The following is a 21,068-nucleotide window of genomic DNA, read 5'->3' on the forward strand; positions in this document are numbered from 1 at the left end:
TATCATATCGGGGGTCATAGTCCTTTATGGCCTCTGGTACATGATCGGTCTCTTCAGTCTGAAGAAACAACAAAGACGCGCCGATAGCTTCGCCAAACTTCTTCTCGCGCTCTTTTGGGAAGCCGGAAACAAAGTACGGCGAATCCGAGCGAGGTAGCGCGAATTGGTCGACGTAATAAAGCTCCAGTGCTGCTTTTTACCCGCCAGAAGGCTTTTCTCGAACAGTTCAATTGCGACGATGTCCAATTTGTTTGCCTCATCGGCTTCTTTGCCGCCGACGGTATGAACAAAAATCGTTCCAAACTCCGCCGGAGACTCGTCGCGCTTACCCAGTGGGCCAATAAGACCTTCATAGGGAAACCGGATGTGTGTCTTTTCATCATATTCCTCAAACAAGTGGAGTGCCGTCAGTAAGAAGTGACGGTCGCTATGACGGAAGAGGACGCATGAGCCAAGGGATATTAGCCGGTCGCCACCAGCCCACAGTACGGGATAGGTGACTGTAGCCCAGTAAGCTTGCATTGCCATGCGAGCTGTAGTCTGCATACGGGATTCGTCCGACATGTTGCCTCGATGGCGGTTGCCTCGCCGATTACTGCTGACGGCAATTAGCAATTGAAGGTGGAACGTGGAAGCAGTGACGCAGCACTGTGCGGAACGATTGCGATCAGTAGGAGGCGGCTCAGGAGAAGTTCTCCCCACGCGGCTGCGAACCTCACTTAAAGTCAGCCCTCGAACGGAACGCACGGGCCGGACTGACGTGCCGAGCAACTGTTACGGCTCCGGCCGCTCGGGGCATGTTGCTGCCTGCCGAGACGCTCCTCGCCTTGCCGCAAGGCATGGGTCGAAAGCGAAAACAACGCCAGCAGATTGATCTTCAATAATTTCATTGGCATCTCCTAAGTGAATGATGAGGAGGCTATCGCGTCGCTGATGGACTGCAAGCGATGTGATGATGGATTGCAGCGGACACGCGGGAGTTTTTCGTGGACGATGTCGTCCCGGTGTCATCTTGCGATCAGGGCTGCATATCTCACGAACGCATCTCCTTGAGCGCAGACGAGCGAAGCGCCATCTCCAGGCTTCGTCCCGCCGCCAAAGAGCCGCGACGGTCGTCTTCATCGGCCCGCGGATATCGTCGGTATTGCGGAGCGCGGCGTCTCGACCAGGGCGGCCCTGATCGCACCGAGGATCCAGTTCGCGTCGCCGGACGAGAGCCGACGGCCGACGCGGACGAGGCCCATCGCGAACAGTGGCGGGAGACAACCAGCCAAGGGCATCAGCCAGAGAATTGGATCGTGGGAGCCCTCGATCAATTTCAGCGCGGCGGAGCGGATCATGAACCGGCTCATCGCCAGGCCAGCGCCGACGAACAGGCTAGCCTGGCCGTTCAGCCCCACCCATTTTCCGATCAGGATGACGCGGTCATCGAACGTCTGAAAACGGCCGATGAACACCGGCCTCAGGCCGTTGGCAATGAACAGCCGCTCGCAGTAGAGCGACACGTGATCCTCCGCCACCTTGCCGACGACGACCGTGAGCTTCATCGAGACCAGTGGGGTCAAGCCGAGCAGGTCCGGTTTGATCCGGGACGCCAGCCGCCGCACCGATTCATCGATGCCGAAGTCGTTCTCGAACGCGATCGGCTCGCAGAGACGATTGACGAGATGGTGGGCGCACAAGGGATCGAACCTTGGACCTCTCCCGTGTGAAGGGAACGCTCTCCCGCTGAGCTATGCGCCCGGATCCCGGTGGCTGCTGGCCGGAAGGCCATTGGAGGCAGCTGCCGAAGCAGTCCGTCGGAGCCCGCGATTTACGAAGCGCGGGCAGGGGGTGTCAAGGAGTTGCGGCGCGGCTGGCGAGGAAAACTGAACGGATCGTGCCGCGCGGCGGCGATTGGGGTCGAAATCGGCCCTTTCGCGACCCGTCCCCTCCCCGGGGCGAGGAGGGGCCGTTCCAGCGTCGATCGATGAGCTCTCAGGCCCCGATCTGCCGGGCCCGCGAGGCGTGCGACTGCAGCGCGCGGATACGGTCGGCCAGAGTGCCGCCCTGCGCAGCCCCGCCGCCTGCGGCTGCTGCTGGCGCCGGTGCGCCATTGGCGTTGGCGGGCTTGGCAGCGGGCTCGGCGGCCAGCATGGCCTCGATGGTCGAGTTCGGGCCCTCGATCTGCATCGCCAGCTTGGCGACCTCGGCGGCGATGTCGTTGATGCGCTCGCGCAGCAGCGCGTTCTCCATCCGCTCCTGAGCCCAGGTGCTCTCGGCCTGCTGCTGGATCGCGTTCATCTCGCGTTGCAGCTTGGTGCGCTCGTCGCGGGCGGCCTGCAGCTGCTCTTCCAGGGAGGCCTTCTCGGACTTCAGCCGCTCGAACGCCGCCGACTTGCCGCTGCCGAATCCGGCGAGCTCCTCGCGCAGCTCCTTCAGGGCGCGGTCGGCAGCCGTATTGGCTTCGCGCAGCTGGTTGTTCTCGAAATCGCGCTCGGCGAGCAGCTTGCCCTGGGTCGCCAGCCGTCCCTCGAGGTCGGCGACACGAGAAGCCAGCATCTCGGCTTCCTTGACCTGGACGATCAGCTGGCGGTCGAGCTCGGTGACGCGCTGGCTGAGATTTTCCACCCGCGCGCGGGCGTCGTTGAGCGCCTTGGTGGCGGTGTCGGATTCGTCGCGCTCGAGCGCCAGGCGGGCCTGGGTCGCGGAGAATTCCTTCTCGGCGTCTGAGACGCGGGTGCGCAGCTCCTCGACCTGGGTCTTGACCGACACCAGCTCGACCTGCCGGCTGTCGGCCAGCAGCGACTTGTCATTGAGCTCGGCGGTGAGGCGGACCTGCTCGGCCTGCTTCTCCTTGAGCGCCTGCTCGGCGGCGCGTAGCGCCTCGGTCTTGGCGGCGAACTCTTCTTCGGTGGCGCGGAGCTGGTCCTTGAGCGCCTTCTCGCGCGCCTCCAGCGCGAAGATCGCGGCGTTCTTCTCGCCGAGCTCGATCTTCATGCGGTTGATGGCGTCGGTCTTCTTGCCGAGATCGGCGAGCTGGCCGGTGGCCTTGTTCTTGAGCGCGTCGACGCTCATCTCCAGCCGCCGCGCCGACATCGCGAACTCCGCGCGTAGCTGGTCCTTGTCGGCCTGGATCTCGGCCATCGACAGCGGCGTCGCCGCCTCGAGCCGGCGCGTCGTCAGCCGCACTGCACGATTGTGCACCAGCGGAACGACCATCAGGGCACAGAGCATGGCGATCAGAAAACCGATCGCAAAATACATGATCGGCTCGACCATGACGCACAACTCCCGGTCAGAAGTGATTAACGGAATGACAATGCACGGCCGGCTGATTCAACGCCAGCCCAATGCCGTGTTAACCTTGATCCGTCACGGGAGAACGTGTCGTGCTGGTATCAGCTGGCGGTCTCAGAACGGGTTCCAGGTCGCGTTCGGCGTATATTTGAGGTAGCCGACATTGGCGCCGAGCCGCAGGCCGATGCCTGACCTGATCGGCACCAGCACGATGTTGTTGGCGGTCAGCGCCGTCATGCCGAAGCCGCCGACGATGTAGGCCGACCCGTCGATGCCGACGAAGCGCTGATAGATCGCGCTGGTGGCCGGCAGATTGTAGACCAAGGTCATGGTCCGCGCGCCGTCGCCGCCCCAGTCGAAGCCGAGCGAGGGGCCCTGCCAGTAGACCCGGAGGTCGCCGGCGTTCTTCGTGTACAGCGTGCCCTCGCCGTAGCGGAGACCGGCGACGAAGGCACCGGCGCCTTCCTCGCCGAGGATGTAGCCGTTCGGCAGGCCCCATTGGCTGACGGCGCGCTCGATCACCGAGGCCAAGCCACGGGAGACGTTGCCGAAGAAGCGGTGGCCGGCATTGACCAGCTCGTCCGGTCCGAAATTGTCGGGGCTCGGCGCCGGCCGCGGCGGCGGAGCCGGCTGCTGGTAGGGCGGCGCAGCCTGGTAGGGCGGCGCAGGCGGGGGCGCCTGCTGCGCGGCGACCGACGCGGTCAGGCCCAGAACGGCCGCAAGCGTCGTGACGGCGAGGCGTGATGCGAAACTCATCGATGGAATCCCCTGCTATCGGCTGCCCGACCGCCGCCTTAACCTGACGCCAACCGCATCGGGGCGATTGTCGGACGAGGGGCATCCGCCCCTGCGACTCCCATGTTATCGGCAGCAACTATGACCGCACAACGGCAACAACGGATCTGGAGCTGGTCAAAGCCGCTGTTTTGCCGCGCTATTGCCGCGATCCTGCTCGCGGCGCAGCTGCTGCCGGCCGGTGCGCCCGCCGCGACCACCCAGCGGATCATCGCCAACCGCTTCAGCGGGCTCGCCATCGACGGCTTTGACCCGGTGTCCTACTTCGTGGACGATCAGGCGCTGGTTGGCGAGGAGGATTTCGAGGCCGCGCAAGGCGGGGTGGTCTGGCGGTTCCGCAACGAGGGCAACCGCGCCTCCTTTCTCGCCCATCCGGAGGTCTATGGCCCGCAGTTCGGCGGCTACGACCCGACCGATGTGGCGCGCGGCGTCACCGTGGCCGGCAACCCGCGCTTTTTCGCCATCGTCGAGGACCGGCTGTTCCTGTTCAGCCGCGAGGAGAGCCGGGATTCCTTCAAGGCCGACCCGGCCCGCTACCTGCCCCGCGCCGAGGCGCGCTGGCCGGCGCTGGAGCAGGATCTGCCGCAATAGGTCAGGCCGCGTGAACCGCGGCCGGATCGCCCCAGGCGATGAAGGCCGGCACGATGAAGCTGTCGGCGCGCTCGCCGAAGCGCAACGGTTCTCCGGCCGCGCCGGTGACCGTGCCGCCCGCCGCCGTCACCACCGCATGTCCGGCCGCCACGTCCCATTCGCAGGTCGGTCCGAGCCGCGGATAGATGTCCGCCAGTCCCTCGGCGAGCCGGCCGAACTTCACGGCCGAGCCGAGCGGCAGGCGCGTCGCGCCCGGCCGGGCCGCGATGAAGGCTTCGGTATGGGCGTCGCCATGCGACCGGCTGACGGCGGCGATCCAGGCCTCGCCCGGCTGCGGCATCGGCCGGGTGCGGATCGGCTCGGCCGCGCCCAGCCCGGCCTCCGTGAACGACAGCCGCTCGGCGCCACGGCCGACCAGGCCACGCCAGATCAGCCCGATCGCCGGCGCGCAGACGATGCCGAGCAGCGGGCTGCCATGGCTGACGAGCGCCAGATTGACCGTGAACTCGCCGCGGCCGGCGACGAACTCCTTGGTGCCGTCGAGCGGGTCGATCAGGAAGAAGCTGCCCCCGAACGGCGCCGCGCAGCCGTCGGCCCGTTCTTCGGACAGCGCCGGGATCTCCGGCGCCAGCCGCGCCAGGCCGTCGGCGATCACCTGGTCGGCGGCAAGATCCGCCTCCGTGACCGGCGAGCCGTCGGATTTGTCGGTGACGGTCATGGCGCGCCGGTTCACGGCCATGATCGCATGCGCGGCCTCGACCACGAGCTCGGTCAAGGGCGTCATCAGGGCGGCAGCCGCCGCCGCCGCGTCGACGGTTGCTGCGGTCGGGCCGGTCGTCATCGTGATGCGCTCCGTGCGGCTATTCCGTCTTCAGCTTGCATGATCGATTTTCCTGGTCCTGGCCCGGCAGTGAAGGCGCATCCGGATACTGCCATTTGACGTCTCATTGGGCAGCCCTGCCCGCAAAACCGCTACGTACTTTCCCGTGTCCTGCCCTCAGCTCGGTGGCGGTTCATGCTCTCGCAGTGTATCAAGCCAACAGGCAAGCATGATTCGTCAAAGTTCGCGGATTTCAGGAACATCGAATGTCCGGCACGTCGTCTTCAGAGATCGCCAATCCGATTCCCGCTCCCGACACGCTCGAACTTGCCGCGCTGCTCTGCTCGAAGGTCTGCCACGACCTGATTAGTCCGGTCGGCGCCATCGTCAATGGGCTCGAGGTGCTCGACGACAATCCGAAGCCGGAAGATCGCGATTTCGCGCTGGAGCTGATCCGCAAGAGTGCCAAGACGGCCTCGGCCCGGCTGCAATTCTGCCGTCTCGCCTTCGGGGCCGCCGGCTCGGCCGGTGCGCAGATCGATCTCGGCGACGCGCAGACCATGGCACGCGGCCAAATCGAGGATGCCAAGACCTCCATCACCTGGAATCTGCCGCGGCTGCTGTTGCCGAAGAACCGGGTCAAGCTGCTGCTCAACATGATGGTGGTGGCGCAGCAGACGATTCCGCGCGGCGGCATGCTGACCGTCGATCCGATCGGCGAGGGCGAGACCATGAGCTTCCGTGTCGCCGCGACAGGCCTCAACGCGCGCCTGCCGCAGAACATCGTTAACCTGCTCGGCGGGACCCAGCAGTCGACCATCGATGCCCATGCCGTGCAGCCCTATTACACGCGCCTGCTGGCCGAGGCCTGCGGCCTCACCGTGACGCTCGCCGCCGAAGGCGATGCGATGGTGGTCCGAGCGGCCTGATCGCGCGTCCGACGCGGTCGTTCCGCCGCCATGCTGCGACTTTCTGTCGTGAATGGCCGTGTGAAATCGTTTACGATGGTTAAGCAAGTCTTAGCTGCGCATCCGAATTTGTCCGGATGCATCTTATCTCTTTGTTGAGTCCGTTCATTTGCGCTTACTCAACTAATATTAAACGCTTTGGACCGAAACTGGCCACGGTTTGAAGGGCGCGTCATGTCGCGTACCGTTGCGTGCGAAGGCCAGTTTCATGGATGACCTGTTGCGTGAGTTCCTGACGGAGACCAGCGAGAGCCTGGATACCGTCGACAATCAGTTGGTGCGGTTCGAGCAGGAGCCGAACAACGCCAAGATTCTCGATAACATCTTCCGCCTGGTGCACACCATCAAGGGGACCTGCGGCTTTCTCGGCCTGCCGCGGCTCGAAGCGCTGGCGCACGCCGCCGAAACCCTGATGGGCAAGTTCCGTGACGGCATGCCGGTGACCGGCGAGGCCGTGACGCTGATCCTGACCACCATCGACCGCATCAAGGACATCCTGGGCCAGCTCGAGGCCAACGAGGCCGAGCCCGAGGGCGAGGACCGCGACCTCATCAGCGAGCTCGAGGCGATGGTCGAGCGCGGCATGGCCGCGATGGCAGCCGGCGAAGCCGCGCCGCCGCTCGTCCCGGCAGCGCCCGCAGCACCATCCGCGCCCGCGGTCACGCAGGGCAGCCTGATCGATCAGACGCTGGAGCGTCCGCTGCGTCCAGGCGAAGTCTCGCTGGACGAGCTGGAGCGCGCCTTCCGCGAGACCGCGATCGAGACGCCGCCCGCCCATGAGAAGGCGCCCGAGCCGAAGGCTGCAGCGCCTGCAAAGGCCGAGCCGCCCAAGGCTGAAGCCAAGGCTGAGGCGCCGAAGAAGGCCGCGCGGCCGAAGGCCAATGCCGACGGCGAGGTGCACGAGAACGACAAGGTCGCCAACCAGTCGATCCGCGTCAACGTCGACACGCTCGAACATCTGATGACGATGGTCTCAGAGCTCGTGCTGACGCGCAACCAGCTGCTCGAGATCGCCCGCCGCAACGAGGACACCGAGTTCAAGGTGCCGCTGCAGCGGCTCTCCAACGTCACCGCCGAGCTGCAGGAGGGCGTCATGAAGACGCGCATGCAGCCGATCGGCAATGCCTGGCAGAAGCTGCCGCGCATCGTCCGCGACCTCGCGACCGAACTCGGCAAGCAGATCGAGCTCGAGATGCACGGCGCCGACACCGAGCTCGACCGCCAGGTGCTCGACCTGATCAAGGATCCGCTCACCCACATGGTGCGCAACTCCGCCGATCACGGCCTGGAAACGCCGGCCGAGCGCGCCGCGGCCAACAAGCCGGACCAGGGCACGATCCGTCTCTCCGCCTATCATGAAGGCGGCCACATCATCATCTGCATCGCCGACAACGGCCGCGGCCTCAACACCGAGCGCATCAAGGCCAAGGCCCTGCAGAACGGTCTCGTCACCGAGGCCGAGCTCGAGAAGATGACGGAAGCGCAGATCCACAAGTTCATCTTCGCGCCGGGCTTCTCGACGGCGGCGACCATCACCTCGGTGTCCGGCCGCGGCGTCGGCATGGACGTGGTGCGCACCAACATCGACCAGATCGGCGGCACCATCGACATCAAGTCGGTGGCCGGCGAGGGTTCCTCGGTCACCATCAAGATCCCGCTGACGCTCGCGATCGTCTCGGCGCTGATCGTCGAGGCCGGCGGCGACCGTTTCGCGATCCCGCAATTGGCGGTCGTCGAGCTGGTGCGCGCACGCGCCAACTCCGAGCATCGCATCGAGCGCATCAAGGACACCGCGGTGCTGCGCCTGCGCAACAAGCTGCTGCCGCTGATGCACCTGAAGAAGCTGCTCAAGATCGACGACGGCTCGTCGACCGATCCGGAGAACGGCTTCATCGTCGTGACCCAGGTCGGCAACCAGACCTTCGGCATCGTGGTGGACTGCGTGTTCCACACCGAGGAAATCGTGGTCAAGCCGATGTCGACCAAGCTGCGGCACATCGACATGTTCTCGGGCAACACCATCCTGGGCGACGGCGCCGTCATCATGATCATCGATCCGAACGGCATCGCCAAGGCGCTCGGCGCCTCCGGCTCGGCCTCGCAGGCGGTGACGGACGAGCATTCGTCGCATCACATCATCGGCGGCGAGCAGCTCACTTCGCTGCTGGTGTTCCGCGCCGGCACGGCACAGCCCAAGGCGGTGCCGCTGGCGCTGGTCACGCGCCTCGAGGAGATCGCGGCCGACAAGATCGAGATCAGCAACGGCCGCTACATGGTGCAGTACCGCGACCAGCTGATGCCGCTGGTGCAGATGGAAGGCGTCTCGGTGCAGACCACGGGATCGCAGCCGATCCTGGTGTTCGCCGACGAGACCCGCGCGATGGGCCTCGTGGTCGACGAGATCATCGACATCGTCGAGGAGCGGCTGAACATCCAGGTCTCCGGCGCCAAGGACGGCATCCTCGGCTCGGCCGTGATCAAGGGCCAGGCCACCGAGGTGATCGACGTCGGCCACTTCCTGCCGATGGCGTTCGCCGACTGGTTCATCCGCAAGGAGATGGCGACCGAGGCGCAGACGCAGTCGGTGCTGCTGGTCGACGACTCGCCGTTCTTCCGCAACATGCTGGCGCCGGTGCTGAAGTCGGCCGGCTACAAGGTACGCACCGCGGCCTCCGCGCTCGAGGGTCTCGCGACCCTGCGCTCGGGGCACACCTTCGACATCGTCGTCACCGACATCGAGATGCCGGAGATGAACGGCTTCGAATTCGCCGAGGCGATACGTGCCGACCAGAACCTGAACGAGCTGCCGGTCATCGCGGTGTCGTCGCTGGTATCGCCGGCGGCGATCGAGCGCGGCCGCCAGGCCGGCCTCTACGACTACATCGCCAAGTTCGACCGTCCCGGTCTGATCGCGGCGCTGAAGGAACAGATCGAGGAACGGGCCCGTGCTGAAGCCAACCGGCGGGCGGCGTAACACAAGGGCCCAGGAGTAGCGTGCGATGAGCAGCAAAATCGAAACCACCGACGGCGCGGCCGTCGAATACGTGACCGCCATGATCGGCGGCCAGCTGTTCGGCCTGCCGATCTCGCGGGTGCAGGACGTGTTCATGCCGGAGCGGGTGACGCGCGTGCCGCTGTCCTCAGCCGAGATCGCCGGCGTCCTGAACCTGCGTGGGCGCATCGTCACCGTGGTCGACATGCGGGCGCGGCTCGGCCTTGACCGGGCCGATGACGGCAAGCCGCCGATGGCGGTCGGCGTCGACCTGCGCGGCGAGTCCTATGGTCTCCTGATCGACCAGATCGGCGAGGTGCTGCGGCTGCCCGAGGAAGGCCGGGAGGACAATCCCGTCAACCTCGACCCGCGCATGGCGAAGCTCGCCGGTGGCGTGCACCGCCTCGATGGCCAGCTGATGGTCATTCTCGACGTCGATCGCGTGCTCGAACTCGCCGCCGACAAGATGGCGGCCTGACGGCCGTAGCGTAAGCCCGGCCATGCGAGAGCGCGTGACCGGATTTGGACCCTGATCCCGAGAGGCTGAAATGAGAACGTGTCTGGTAGTTGACGACTCGAGCGTCATTCGAAAGGTGGCCCGCCGCATCCTCGAGGGTCTGGATTTCCAGATCGTCGAAGCGGAGGATGGCGAGCAGGCGCTCGAGATCTGCAAGCGCGGTCTTCCCGATGCGGTCCTGCTCGACTGGAACATGCCGGTGATGGACGGCTACGAGTTCCTCGGCAACCTCCGCCGCATGCCCGGCGGCGACGCGCCGAAAGTCGTGTTCTGCACGACCGAGAACGACGTGGCGCACATCGCACGCGCACTGCATGCCGGTGCCAACGAGTACATCATGAAGCCCTTCGACAAGGACATCGTGACGGCGAAATTCCAGGAAGTCGGGCTGCTCTGATCTTCGTCAGCTCGACGGTTCCGTGCTCGCCCGGGGTTGCCGTCGCCCTGAGCCTCTGTCCTGTTGGTGAACTATGAGCGTCGCGTTGGCCAGTTCTTCGATTCCAAGTTCGACCAGGCAGGAACCTCTTCGGGTGATGGTCGTGGACGACTCCGTCGTCATCCGCGGCATGATCTCGCGTTGGATTGCGTCGGAGCCCGACATGGTCGTGGCCGCGTCACTCCGCACGGGCCTCGAGGCCGTGAACCAGATCGATCGCGTCAATCCCGACGTTGCCGTTCTCGACATCGAGATGCCGGAGCTCGATGGCATCGCCGCGCTGCCGAAGCTGCTTGCCAAGAAGAAGAACCTCGCGGTGATCATGGCTTCGACCCTGACCCGCCGCAACGCCGAGATCAGCTTCAAGGCACTCTCGCTGGGCGCCGCCGACTACATCCCAAAGCCGGAAAGCACGCGCGAGGCGTCGGCCGCCGATAACTTCCACCACGATCTGATCCAGAAGATCCGCACGCTCGGCGCCAAGGCACGCCGTTCCTCGCCTGCACCTCATCTCCACCCCGCGCCAGCCGCGCCGCACGTCCATGAGCTGAAGCCGGCTCCGGTGCCACGACCGCTCGCGGCTCCCGTTCCCATGCACGCCGCGCCCGCCGTCGCGGCTCCGCTGGCGCGTCGCGCCTTTGGCACGCAGATGCCGAAGGTGCTGCTGATCGGATCGTCGACCGGTGGTCCGCAGGCCCTGATGTCGGTTGTCACCGAACTCGGTGCGGTGATCGATCGTTTCCCGGTGCTGATCACTCAGCACATGCCTCCGACCTTCACGACCATCCTGGCCGAGCATCTGGCGCGGTCGAGCCGCCGGCCGGCCCACGAGGCCGTCGATGGCGAGGTTATCAAGGCAGGCCAGATCTATCTTGCGCCGGGCGGCCGGCACATGCGCGTCGCGCGTCACGGCACGGATGCAGTGATCGCGCTCGACAATGGTCCACCGGTCAATTTCTGCAAGCCGGCGGTCGATCCGCTGTTCACCTCCGCCGTTGAGGTCTGGCAGGGCGCGACGCTGGCAGTGATCCTGACCGGCATGGGCTCCGACGGCATGCGCGGCGGCAAGGACGTCGTCGCCGCCGGCGGTAGCGTCATCGCGCAGGATGAAGCGACCAGCGTCGTCTGGGGCATGCCTGGTGCCGCCGCCAATGCCGGCATCTGCGCGGCCATCCTCCCCTTGAATCAGATCGCATCGAAGGTGGTCCGTCTGTTTGCAGGAGACCGTTCGTGACCCCCCTGGACTATGAGTTCTTGCGTAAGCTTCTGAAAGAGCGCTCCGGTCTCGACCTCTCGGCCGACAAGCAATATCTGGTCGAGAGCCGCCTGCTGCCCCTGGCGCGACGCGCCAACCTGTCCGGCATTTCGGAGCTGGTGCAGAAGATGAAGAGCGGCGGCGAGCAGCTGACGACGCAGGTGGTCGAGGCGATGACCACCAACGAGACGTTCTTCTTCCGCGACAAGGTGCCTTTCGACCATCTGCGCGACTACGTCCTGCCGGCGCTGATCCAATCGCGCGCCAATCGCCGGTCGTTGCGGATCTGGTCGGCCGCCTGCTCGACCGGGCAGGAGCCGTATTCGATCGCGATGTGCCTGCGCGAGTTCGGTGCGGCCCTTGCCGGCTGGCGCATCGAGATCGTCGGCACCGATTTGTCGCAGGAGGTGCTGGAGAAGTCGAAGGCCGGCCTCTACAGCCAGTTCGAGGTGCAGCGAGGGTTGCCGATCCAGCTCCTGGTGAAGCACTTCACCCAGCTCGGCGAGCTCTGGCAGCTCAGTGCCGACATTCGCGGCATGGTGCAGCACCGTCAGCTCAATCTGCTGCAGGACTTCTCGCATCTCGGCAAGTTCGACGTGATCTTCTGCCGTAACGTGCTGATCTATTTCGACCAGGAGACCAAGGCCTCGATCTTCGAGCGCCTCGCCAAGCAGCTCGAGCCCGACGGCACGCTGCTGCTGGGCGCGGCCGAGTCGGTGGTCGGCATCACCGACGCCTTCAAGCCGAACCAGGAGCGCCGCGGTCTCTATCAGATCAATCCGGTCCGCAGCCCGCGCGGCGGAGCAGCCCTGTTGCCAGGGCTCAAGGTGGTCGCGGCCCGCTGACGCGGGCCGGCGCAGAGCTTCCGCTGGGCCTGTCGTAACGCTGGCCGGTCGTCCCTGGACCTTCTGCAAAGCAAAATCTTTTCCCCGCAGGCGGAACCTTTTCCGCTCTGACGCGTCGATTCACGCCTTGGTGTGGCCGAAGCGTGTTGGTTCGACGGCGGGGGGATCTTGATGAAAACGAGTGTGCGTCCTCGGATCGTGACGCGGGATCTTCCTGTCATCGCGAAGTCAGCGACCGGGATCGACGGCCTCGACGAGGTCACCTTCGGCGGCCTGCCGCAGGGGCGTCCGACGCTGCTGTGCGGCGCCGCGGGCTGCGGCAAGACGCTGTTCGCCATGACGTTTCTCTATAATGGCGCGGTCACCTATGACGAGCCGGGTGTGTTCATCGCGTTCGAGGAGCAGCCCGAGGACCTGATCAAGAATGTCGGCTCGCTCAGCTACGACATCGAGCGGCTGATCGAGCAGAAGAAGATCGTGGTCGACCACATCCATCTCGATCGCAACGAGATCGAGGAGGCCGGCGACTACGATCTCGACGGCTTGTTCATCCGCATCGGCTTCGCGATCGATTCGATCGGCGCCAAGCGCGTCGTGATCGACACGATCGAGACCCTGTTCGGCGGCCTCGACAATCAGGCCGTGCTGCGCTCCGAGCTCCGCCGGCTGTTCGAGTGGCTCAAGAGCAAGGGCGTCACCGCCATCATCACGGGTGAGCGCGGCGACGGCACGCTGACCCGCTACGGCCTCGAGGAATATGTCGCCGACTGCGTGATCCTGCTCGACAACCGCGTGCACGATCAGCTGTCGACGCGGCGGCTGCGCGTCGTGAAGTATCGCGGCACGGCGCACGGCACCAACGAATATCCCTTCATCATCGACCAGGAAGGCATCACCGTGATGCCGATCACCTCGTCGGGTCTCGCCCATGATGCGTTCACCGAGCGCGTCTCGACGGGCATCGCCGACCTGGACGCGATGATGCAAGGGCAGGGCTACTACCGCGGATCGAGTATCCTCGTGTCCGGCATGGCCGGCGCCGGCAAGTCGACGGTGTCGGCCCATTTCGCCAATTCGATCTGCCAGGCGGGGCAGCGTTGCATCTATTTCGCGCTGGAAGAATCGCCGCAACAGATCGTGCGCAACATGAAGTCGGTCGGCCTCGACCTGCAGCAATGGGTCGATTGCGGCCTGCTGCGCTTCTCGGCGCGGCGGCCCAATCTCTACGGGCTCGAGACCCATCTGGCCTCGATGCATCGCGAGGTCAAGGAGTTCGATCCTGCGGCCGTGGTCATCGATCCGATCTCCGCACTGATGGGGGCCGGGCAGGCCGGCGACGTGCACTCGATGACGTTGCGCCTGATCGACTTCTTGAAGTCGCGCGGAGTGACCGCGCTGTTCACCAATCTCGGTACGGGAATTGCGGAAACTGTGACGACCGAGATGCAGATCTCGTCGCTCACCGACACCTGGCTCCTGCTCTACAATCGCGAAACCAATGGCGAGCACAACCGCCAGCTCTATCTCCTGAAGTCGCGCGGCATGGCGCATTCCAACCAGGTGCGCGAGTTCCTGATGAGCGCGGACGGCATTGCGCTGCGTGAGGTCTATGTCGGGCCCGACGGCGTGCTCACGGGATCGGCACGGACGGCCCAGGAGGCCAGGGATCGTGCCGATCAGCTGCTGCGCATGCAGGAGATGGATCGTCGCACGCGGGAGATTACGCGTCGCCGCGAGGAGATCGCGGCGCAGATCGAAGTGCTGAAAGCCCAGCTTGCGGGCGAGGAGGGGGAAATGGAGCTTCTGAACCGGGAAGGGGCCGCCCGCGATGATCAGCGCTCGGCCGATCGTGTCGCCATGGTACAGACCCGCTCGTCGATGCGTGCGGTCAGCTCGCCGTCGAAGCCGAAGTCAAGCAAATGACGGCCGCACCCATGGAACAGGATGGCTACAATCTTCGGCTCTATGTCGCGGGCCAGACCCCGAAATCGGTGGCCGCGCTCGCCAATCTCAAGAAGCTGTGCGAGACGCATCTGCCCGGCCGCTACACGATCGAGGTGATCGATCTGATGCGGGATCCTGCGCTCGCCCAGCGCGACCAGATCGTTGCGATCCCGACGCTGATCCGGCAGCTGCCGGAGCCGCTCAAGCGCATCATCGGCGATCTTTCCAACGCGGAAAAGGTCCTGGTCGGTCTCGATATCGCCCCGAGCTGAACGGAGGATTCGTGGCAGCAAAAGACGCGATGCAGGCGGCACGGCCGCGCAACGAGGCCGAAGAGACCGTCGAGGCGATCCATCGCGGCAATGTCGATGCCGTCGTGGTGCAGGGCCCGTCAGGACCTCAGGTCATCATGCTGCAGGGCGCCGATGCGCCCTATCACGTACTCGTCGAGCGGATGAGCGACGGCGCGCTGACGCTCGATGGGGACGGCTGCATCGTCTACGTCAATTCCAGGCTGTGCGCGCTGACTGGACTTGCCGCCGAGCAGCTTGTAGGGCGCGACTTCGCCGCGCTGTTTGCCGGACCGGTGCCGCGGCAGCGCGCGGACGATGCCGCGACCGATGCGCAGCTCAGCCGCGCCGACGGCGGTCATCTGCCGGTCTCGGTGTGGATGCGGCAGATGGCGATGGGCGGCGTGGTGGCCACGCTCGTGACCTTGACCGACATGTCGATCCAGCGCCGCGCCGAGGAGTTCGCCAATGCCGAGCGTTTCGCGCGCTCGATCCTCGAGCAGGCGACCGATGCCGTCGTCGTCCTCGCGCCCGACGGCAGGATCACCCATGCGAGCTGGGTCGCCGAGCAGCTCGCCGATCGACCGCCGGTCGGGCAGTTGTTCTCCGAAGCTTTTCCGCTCGATGCGCGCAGCGCCAGTCAGCAGGGCACCTTCACGCGCTTCTCCCGCGAAAGCCTTGATCAGGCGCTGGCGACCAAGCCGTTCCACGGCGTCGAAGTCGGACTTCCCAACGACCGCGTTGCAGGCCGCTCGTTCCTCCTGTCGGGTGGCCCCCTGGTCAACGACGCCAAGGACATGATCGGCTCGATCGTCACCTTGACTGATATCACCGAGCGCAAGCGCGCCGAGGAGCAGCAGACGGTCCTGGTCGCCGAGCTCAATCACCGCGTCAAGAACATCCTGGCGATCGTGCAGTCGGTGGCCGGGCAGACGCTGCGCACCTCGCCGTCGCTGCCGGCTTTCAACAAGGCGTTCTCCGGACGCATCCAGGCGGTCTCGATCGCGCACGACATTCTCACGCAGACACGCTGGATCGGCATCGGATTCAACGAGCTGCTCACGACCGTGCTGGCGCCCTACGGCGTCGGTGAAGGGCGGATCGCCATCGACGGGCCGCCGGTGCTGCTGGAAGCGCGGCTGGTGCTGCCGCTGTCGATGGTGCTGCACGAACTCGCGACCAACGCATCGAAATACGGCGCGCTGTCGGCGCCGTTCGGCCAAGTTTCGATCTCCTGGCAGCTGTGCGACGACCGCCGCCGGCTCGAGCTGGTCTGGCTGGAGCGCGGCGGCCCCCCGGTCGAAGGCGGCGGCGCCCGCGGCTTCGGCACCACGCTGATCGATCGCGTCGTCCGCTTCGATCTCGACGGTGATGCGGACCTGGCCTTCGAGCCGGCTGGAATTCGCTGCACGCTGCGCTTTGCGCTGATAGCCGAGACCGTGCCGGAGCAGGTGCCGGCCTCTGCCGTGCAGCCTGATTAGTCCCGGATCATGCGTTAGCTCGCAACCGAGCCCAGGAACGTCGCCTCGCACATCGCGCGTAGCGCCCGCTCGTCGAACGGCTTGGCGAGGCGCGGCAGGCTGCGGAAGTCCGGCGGGAACAGGGTCGCGTCGTCATAGCCCGAGGTGATGACGATCTTCAGATCGAGCGCGATCAGCTGCGGCAGGATGGCGAAGATCTGCTCGCCCCGCAGGTTGACGTCGAGCAGCGCGCCGTCGACATGGCCGCGCTCGGCTTCACGCAGCACCTCGGCGACGCGCGAAACGGGGCCGATCACCTCGCAGCCGAACCCCTGCAGCACGGTTTCGAGCTCGAGCGCGATCAATCCCTCGTCCTCGGCGACCAGGATGCGCAAGCCTTCGAGCCGAGAGTTGTTTGTCGCCATGCCTCGCATCCGGTCGCAGTCGCCGCGTCCAGGAGTTCTGCCCCTTGCTCTATTTAGTCATCCGAAACGGAGAGTCGAGCCGTTTCGAGCGAGCTCGTTAACGACTACAGGATCGCATGCGGCAAAAAGCGCGAGCGATTTCCCGTGATCGGAGTTGCATCCTCGCGGATCGACAGCCCGCAGGGGGTGTTGGCGACGAGCCAGCTGCCGATCACCGGGAACACGCCGCCGAAATCCGGCAGCGGCGCCAGCGCCTGTCGGATGTAGCCTTCGGCGCCGTAGGGTCCGTCCTGGGCCGATACGGCGACCCCGCCCGAGACCAGGCTGACATTGGCGCCCTCGCGCGAATAGATCGGCTTGCGCACGAAGCTCTGCCCGAGGCTCGCCGCGTTGGGATCATCCTCGAAATAGGCCGGCAGCAGGTTCGGGTGGCCTTCGAACATCTGCCACAGCAGCGGCAGGATGCCCTTGTTGGACAGGATCGCCTTCCAGGGCGGCTCGACCCATCGCGTCGGCGCGGTCCGGAGCTTGGCACCGAAGGCGTCGTGGAACATCCACTCCCAGGGATACAACTTGAAGGCGAGTCGGATGTCCTCATTGTCGAGATCGACGAAGCCGCCACCGGTGTCGCGCCAGCCGATATCGGTGATGTCGAGCACGGTTGTCGCCAGCCCGGCCTGCGCGGCGGTGTCGGCGAGATAGGCCAGGGTGGCGGCATCCTCGGGCTCGCCGGTGACGCCTGCGAGGTGTAGCCGGCCGCCTTTGCCGAGCGCGCGCCAGCGCTCGATCAGCCGCTCATGGATCGAATTGTACTGGTCGGCGCGGCCGGGAAGGATGCGCCGCTCGATCGCCTGTTCGAGCCATGTCCATTGGAACACCGCGGCCTCGAAGATCGAGGTCGGCGTATCGGCGTTGTATTCGAGCAGCTTTGCCGGCACGCGGTCGCCGCCCCTGAAGCCGGGAAAGCTGAGGTCGAGACGGCCGTAGAGGCTCGGGTCGCGCCGCGTCCAGCTTTCGGCCAGCAACGGCCAGGCGGATTCGGGAATCTGCAGCCGCCGCAGCAGCACCTCGTCGGCAACGACGCGCCGGACGAGCTCGAGGCACATCTGTTCGATCTCGCCGGTCGGTTCCTCGATGCCGAGCTCGATCTCGGCGATGGTGAAGGCGTAGTACGCGCGCTCGTCCCAATAGCGCTCGCCCTCGACTTCGTAGAAATCGAAGCCGCATTGCGCGGCCGTCTCCCGCCAGTCATCGCGTTCGGGGCAGGGGATGCGCTGCATCTGGGCTAGCCGCCGGCGTGAGCAGGCGTGCCGTGGCCATGAACGCGGCGCACAGCATGACCCGAGCCGCCGTCGACGACGCGGCAATGAAGATCGCGGAGCCCCGGCGCCTGATCGTGCCCGGGGCCGCTCGATGGCTTGCGTAGAAACCTCGTCGAGACTGCAGCGTTGGCGGCAGCCTCGATCGACGTCCGCACCATCGGGCGCGGACGTTTCATCGGATGCATTCCGATCAGTCGGCGGGCGAGTTTTTTATGATCGTTGGTCTGTGTCAAAGATCCGAATCCGAACAAACAACACAAAGGCGGTGTTTTCGCGGCAGCTCCGGGACGGAAATCAGCCGCCTCCACCGAAGCCGAAACCATGCCCAAAACCGCCGAAGCCGCCGCGCGAGACGTGCGACGAGGACGCGTCGGCGACGTGCGTCGAGCTGGAGCCGGCGCTGCTGCTGCGCGACGACGAGTCGCTGCTCGAAAAGCCCCAGCGTCCGGAGCCGCTGCCGCCGCTGCTTCCCGAACGATGTGTCGTGCACTCGGTCGCCTGCTGCTGGCCGGCCACCGCAGGCGTATCCGGGCCAGACTGCGGGCAGCTCTGGCGGTGCGGCATCAGCGCATAGGCGGTGCCGCCGACCGCGAGCGTGCCCATCAGCAGCAAGGCGACCTGGCCGGAGCGCTTCACCGGCGGTGTCGTCGGCGGCGGCGGCAGCGGCTTGCGCTTGCCGAAATCGCGGCGTTGCTCGGCCATGGTCAGATGATCATCGAGGCGGCGTTGAGCGCGCCGGCCGAGAGCGAGGCGAGCCCGAGCCAGATCGCCGAGGCCAGCTCGCCGGCGACGATGCGGTTGGCGAGGTCCGGCACCGGGATGCGGACGAGATAATAGACGATCACCTGGACGATCAGCGCCACCAGCGCCCAGATCAGGCAATCCAGCACATTGGCGGAATGCGCGATGGCGCTGACCAGCGGCAAGGTGAAGCCGAGCAGGCTGAGGCCGAGCGAGATCGCAGCGGACGGGTGGTTGTCCCGGATCAGCTGGAATTCATTGTAGGGCGTGACCCTGGTGTAGACGAAGAGGTATGCTGTCACCGCGAACAGGGCGGTGCAGAAATACACCAGGAATGCCGGCAGGCCGGCGAGCGATTGCAGGATCATGATCGGGTCCGACGCGGGAAGTCTTCATCTGTCGCGGCGCCAGCCTGACCGGTTCGACGTGAACAAAGTCTATGCGCTCGTCACGGATTCCCTGGCCTGATTCAGCATCTGCAGCACGGAATCGCCGGTCTTGCGGGTGTGCGCGCTGAGCGCCTGCGCAAAACCCTGGGCATCGCGCGCGCGCAGCAGCGCCATGAATGCGTCGTGCTCCCGGATCGACTCGTCCCAGCGCCGCGCATCGTAATTGGCCACCGCGCGGGCACGGAAGACGCTCGCATGCAGCGTGGTCCACATGTTCAGGAGCACGGCATTGCCGGCGAGCCTGGTGATCTCCAGATGGATCTGCTGATTCAGCCGAAAATAGCCGGCGCGCTCGGCGCGGCCGTGCAACGCGACCAGCTCGGCATGCATCGCGTCGAGTCTCGCGATGTCGTCTGCGTTTGCACGCAGCGCCGCAGCGTGACCGGCGGTGGCGTCGAGTGCGACCATCACGTCGAAGATCTCGGCGATCTCGCGCGCGTCGATCGGCGTCACCACCGGGGTGCGATGCGGCCGCAGCTCGATCAGACCCTCGGCGGCGAGGATCTTGAACGCCTCGCGCAACGGCGTACGCGACACGCCGAAAGTCTCGCACAGCATGCGCTCGGGCAGGGCGGCTCCGGCTGCGAGCTCGCCGTCGATGATCATCTCGCGCACCTTGGCGACGAGCTGGTCGTGCAACGACAGCCGCGCCAGCGGCCGCGGGGACTGATCGGAGGACAGCTTCAGCCGCGCCGGTTTGAAACGCGTCTTCAGTCGGGGCCGGGTTGCCGGGGACGTCATGTCGGGCGCGGCTGCTCTGCTGCGAGATGCCTGAATTTCGGGCGGTTCGCCTGTGGATCAGGCAAATCAGCCGAATTCGATAGACGATTAGTACATGATTTTGCTATGAAAAAGCAACATTGCATATCGCATCCAACTGGCATGTCGCTTGCTGATGGGAAGCCAAGCCCTGACTCGATTGCCTTGGAGATGGCTCGTGAAACGTTTCGTGCTGCCCATTCTTGCCCTGCTCATGCTGACGCTGCCCTCGCTCGGCTTTGCCGACGACGCGCCGAAGATCAAACTCGGCTACGCCAAATGCGCCCATTGCACGCCGATGTCGCTGACGCCGCAATTCGCCGAGGGCGTGGCGATCGACGCGGTCGGCTTCAACACCGGCACCGATGCGTTGACGGCGCTGGTGTCGAAGAACATCGACGTCGCGCAGGTCACCTACCTGCATTACGCCATCGCGCTCGACAAAGGTTTTGACGTCGTCGCCATCTCCGGCCAGGTCAATGGCGGCTCGGCGATCCTGCTCGCCAATGATCTCGACGTCGCGCAGGGCGACTGGAGCGCGTTGAAGGCCCTGATCGCCAAGTACAAGGCCGACGGCAAGCCGTTCCGTGTCGCCGCCTCGCGCGGCAATGCGCAGGACATCCACATGCGCGGCGCCTTCGCCAAGCAGGGCATCGACATCAACAAGGACGTGCAGTTCGTCAACATCCCCAATCCCTCGGACCATCTGCAGGCGCTGCGCCGCGGCGAGGTCGAGCTGATCTGCTCCGTCGAGCCGTTCGCAACCCAGATCATGCAGGCCAAGGCGGCGAAGTTCTTCGGCTTCCCCTATGACCAGGCAGCCGGCAAGCTCACCAATCTGATCCTGACCCGTTCCGACGTCATCGCCTCCAACCCGAAGGCGCTGGAGGGCGTGGTGCGCGCCGTCGTGAAGGTCGATGCGCATGTCGCCGCCGACAAGCCGGCGCTGATCGAGGTCATCTCCAAGGTCACCGGCCTCGACAAGGCGATCGCGACCGGCGCGGTCGAGAATCTCGATCCCGATCCGAAGATGTACCGCGCCTCGGCGCTCGCCATCGCCGCGATGATGCGTGATCTGAAATACATCAACTCGGATGTGTCGGCCGCCGTGGAGAAGAACCTCGACTACCGCTTCCTGGAGGCCGCCACCGGCAAGCCGAAGACCGAGCTCGGCTACTGA

At 65.5% G+C, this 21,068-nt stretch carries 22 protein-coding genes and 1 tRNA gene; 11 read left to right on the top strand and 12 right to left on the bottom strand.

All coding sequences use genetic code 11. The features are described from left to right. Positions 1–24 precede the first annotated feature (24 nt). From ACQR1I_RS04865 to ACQR1I_RS04885, 5 genes are all read right to left on the bottom strand, one after another. Positions 25–564 (bottom strand): hypothetical protein, encoded by a 540-nt coding sequence (locus tag ACQR1I_RS04865; protein ID WP_434867754.1) that lies wholly within the window; start codon positions 562–564, stop codon positions 25–27. 554 nt (positions 565–1,118) lie between these two features. Next, positions 1,119–1,682, bottom strand: coding sequence for a hypothetical protein (locus ACQR1I_RS04870; RefSeq protein ID WP_434867753.1), 564 nt, complete (start codon positions 1,680–1,682; stop codon positions 1,119–1,121). Further along, a tRNA-Val gene (locus ACQR1I_RS04875) sits at positions 1,669–1,743 on the bottom strand. The genes ACQR1I_RS04870 and ACQR1I_RS04875 overlap by 14 nt, the downstream gene beginning before the upstream one ends. Before the next feature lie 234 nt (positions 1,744–1,977). After that, the gene (locus tag ACQR1I_RS04880) at positions 1,978–3,261 is read right to left on the bottom strand and encodes a hypothetical protein (RefSeq protein ID WP_434867752.1); all 1,284 of its coding nucleotides are present in this window, start codon (positions 3,259–3,261) and stop codon (positions 1,978–1,980) included. A 132-nt stretch (positions 3,262–3,393) separates the two neighbouring features. Further along, positions 3,394–4,035, bottom strand: coding sequence for a DUF1134 domain-containing protein (locus ACQR1I_RS04885; RefSeq protein ID WP_434867751.1), 642 nt, complete (start codon positions 4,033–4,035; stop codon positions 3,394–3,396). A gap of 120 nt (positions 4,036–4,155) precedes the next feature. Between ACQR1I_RS04885 and ACQR1I_RS04890 the strand changes: the two genes are divergently transcribed. After that, a complete protein-coding gene (locus ACQR1I_RS04890) occupies positions 4,156–4,665 on the top strand; it encodes a YHS domain-containing (seleno)protein (RefSeq protein ID WP_434867750.1) in 510 nt (169 codons plus the stop codon). Position 4,666: 1 nt separating this feature from the next. Here the strand turns inward: ACQR1I_RS04890 and cysQ are convergent, their stop codons facing one another. Next, entirely contained in the window at positions 4,667–5,506 is an 840-nt protein-coding gene (gene cysQ / locus ACQR1I_RS04895; RefSeq protein ID WP_434867749.1) for a 3'(2'),5'-bisphosphate nucleotidase CysQ, read from the bottom strand. Positions 5,507–5,751: 245 nt separating this feature from the next. Here cysQ and chpT point away from each other — a divergent pair, with 245 nt between their 5' ends. The 9 genes from chpT (at position 5,752) to ACQR1I_RS04940 (ending at position 16,213) form a co-directional block, all read left to right on the top strand. Further along, the gene (chpT, locus tag ACQR1I_RS04900) at positions 5,752–6,414 is read left to right on the top strand and encodes a histidine phosphotransferase ChpT (RefSeq protein ID WP_434867748.1); all 663 of its coding nucleotides are present in this window, start codon (positions 5,752–5,754) and stop codon (positions 6,412–6,414) included. 247 nt (positions 6,415–6,661) lie between these two features. After that, positions 6,662–9,427, top strand: a complete 2,766-nt coding sequence (locus tag ACQR1I_RS04905; RefSeq protein WP_434867747.1) for a hybrid sensor histidine kinase/response regulator — start codon at positions 6,662–6,664, stop codon at positions 9,425–9,427. Positions 9,428–9,452: 25 nt separating this feature from the next. Next, positions 9,453–9,923: a chemotaxis protein CheW gene (locus ACQR1I_RS04910; RefSeq protein WP_434867746.1), complete on the top strand. Its 471-nt coding sequence runs from the start codon at positions 9,453–9,455 to the stop codon at positions 9,921–9,923. A gap of 70 nt (positions 9,924–9,993) precedes the next feature. Continuing rightward, a complete protein-coding gene (locus tag ACQR1I_RS04915; protein WP_434867745.1) occupies positions 9,994–10,359 on the top strand; it encodes a response regulator in 366 nt (121 codons plus the stop codon). A gap of 73 nt (positions 10,360–10,432) precedes the next feature. Then, complete coding sequence (locus tag ACQR1I_RS04920) at positions 10,433–11,632, top strand: protein-glutamate methylesterase/protein-glutamine glutaminase (RefSeq protein WP_434867744.1); 1,200 nt, start codon at positions 10,433–10,435, stop codon at positions 11,630–11,632. Beyond that, positions 11,629–12,498 carry a CheR family methyltransferase gene (locus ACQR1I_RS04925; RefSeq protein ID WP_434867743.1) on the top strand — a complete coding sequence of 290 codons (870 nt, stop codon included), beginning with the start codon at positions 11,629–11,631 and terminating at the stop codon, positions 12,496–12,498. Before ACQR1I_RS04920 ends, ACQR1I_RS04925 begins: the two co-directional genes overlap by 4 nt. Before the next feature lie 171 nt (positions 12,499–12,669). After that, on the top strand, positions 12,670–14,421 hold the full coding sequence (gene kaiC / locus ACQR1I_RS04930; protein ID WP_434867742.1) for a circadian clock protein KaiC: 1,752 nt from the start codon (positions 12,670–12,672) through the stop codon (positions 14,419–14,421). Then, the gene (locus tag ACQR1I_RS04935; protein ID WP_434867741.1) at positions 14,418–14,714 is read left to right on the top strand and encodes a circadian clock KaiB family protein; all 297 of its coding nucleotides are present in this window, start codon (positions 14,418–14,420) and stop codon (positions 14,712–14,714) included. Before kaiC ends, ACQR1I_RS04935 begins: the two co-directional genes overlap by 4 nt. A gap of 11 nt (positions 14,715–14,725) precedes the next feature. Next, positions 14,726–16,213 (top strand): HWE histidine kinase domain-containing protein, encoded by a 1,488-nt coding sequence (locus tag ACQR1I_RS04940; RefSeq protein WP_434867740.1) that lies wholly within the window; start codon positions 14,726–14,728, stop codon positions 16,211–16,213. 14 nt (positions 16,214–16,227) lie between these two features. Here the strand turns inward: ACQR1I_RS04940 and ACQR1I_RS04945 are convergent, their stop codons facing one another. The 6 genes from ACQR1I_RS04945 to ACQR1I_RS04970 form a co-directional block, all read right to left on the bottom strand. After that, positions 16,228–16,617: a response regulator gene (locus ACQR1I_RS04945; protein ID WP_434867739.1), complete on the bottom strand. Its 390-nt coding sequence runs from the start codon at positions 16,615–16,617 to the stop codon at positions 16,228–16,230. Positions 16,618–16,721: 104 nt separating this feature from the next. Further along, complete coding sequence (locus tag ACQR1I_RS04950; protein WP_434867738.1) at positions 16,722–17,897, bottom strand: glutathionylspermidine synthase family protein; 1,176 nt, start codon at positions 17,895–17,897, stop codon at positions 16,722–16,724. Between the two features lie 5 nt (positions 17,898–17,902). After that, the gene (locus tag ACQR1I_RS04955; protein ID WP_434888724.1) at positions 17,903–18,262 is read right to left on the bottom strand and encodes a hypothetical protein; all 360 of its coding nucleotides are present in this window, start codon (positions 18,260–18,262) and stop codon (positions 17,903–17,905) included. Further along, complete coding sequence (locus ACQR1I_RS04960) at positions 18,234–18,641, bottom strand: hypothetical protein (protein WP_434867737.1); 408 nt, start codon at positions 18,639–18,641, stop codon at positions 18,234–18,236. Before ACQR1I_RS04960 ends, ACQR1I_RS04955 begins: the two co-directional genes overlap by 29 nt. 2 nt (positions 18,642–18,643) lie before the next feature. Continuing rightward, the gene (locus ACQR1I_RS04965) at positions 18,644–19,048 is read right to left on the bottom strand and encodes a DUF350 domain-containing protein (protein WP_434867736.1); all 405 of its coding nucleotides are present in this window, start codon (positions 19,046–19,048) and stop codon (positions 18,644–18,646) included. Positions 19,049–19,117: 69 nt separating this feature from the next. Beyond that, positions 19,118–19,870, bottom strand: a complete 753-nt coding sequence (locus ACQR1I_RS04970; protein ID WP_434867735.1) for a GntR family transcriptional regulator — start codon at positions 19,868–19,870, stop codon at positions 19,118–19,120. 232 nt (positions 19,871–20,102) lie between these two features. Between ACQR1I_RS04970 and ACQR1I_RS04975 the strand changes: the two genes are divergently transcribed. Beyond that, complete coding sequence (locus ACQR1I_RS04975; protein WP_434867930.1) at positions 20,103–21,068, top strand: ABC transporter substrate-binding protein; 966 nt, start codon at positions 20,103–20,105, stop codon at positions 21,066–21,068.

The organism is Bradyrhizobium sp. HKCCYLS2038, assembly GCF_051167655.1.
GTDB lineage: Bacteria > Pseudomonadota > Alphaproteobacteria > Rhizobiales > Xanthobacteraceae > Bradyrhizobium.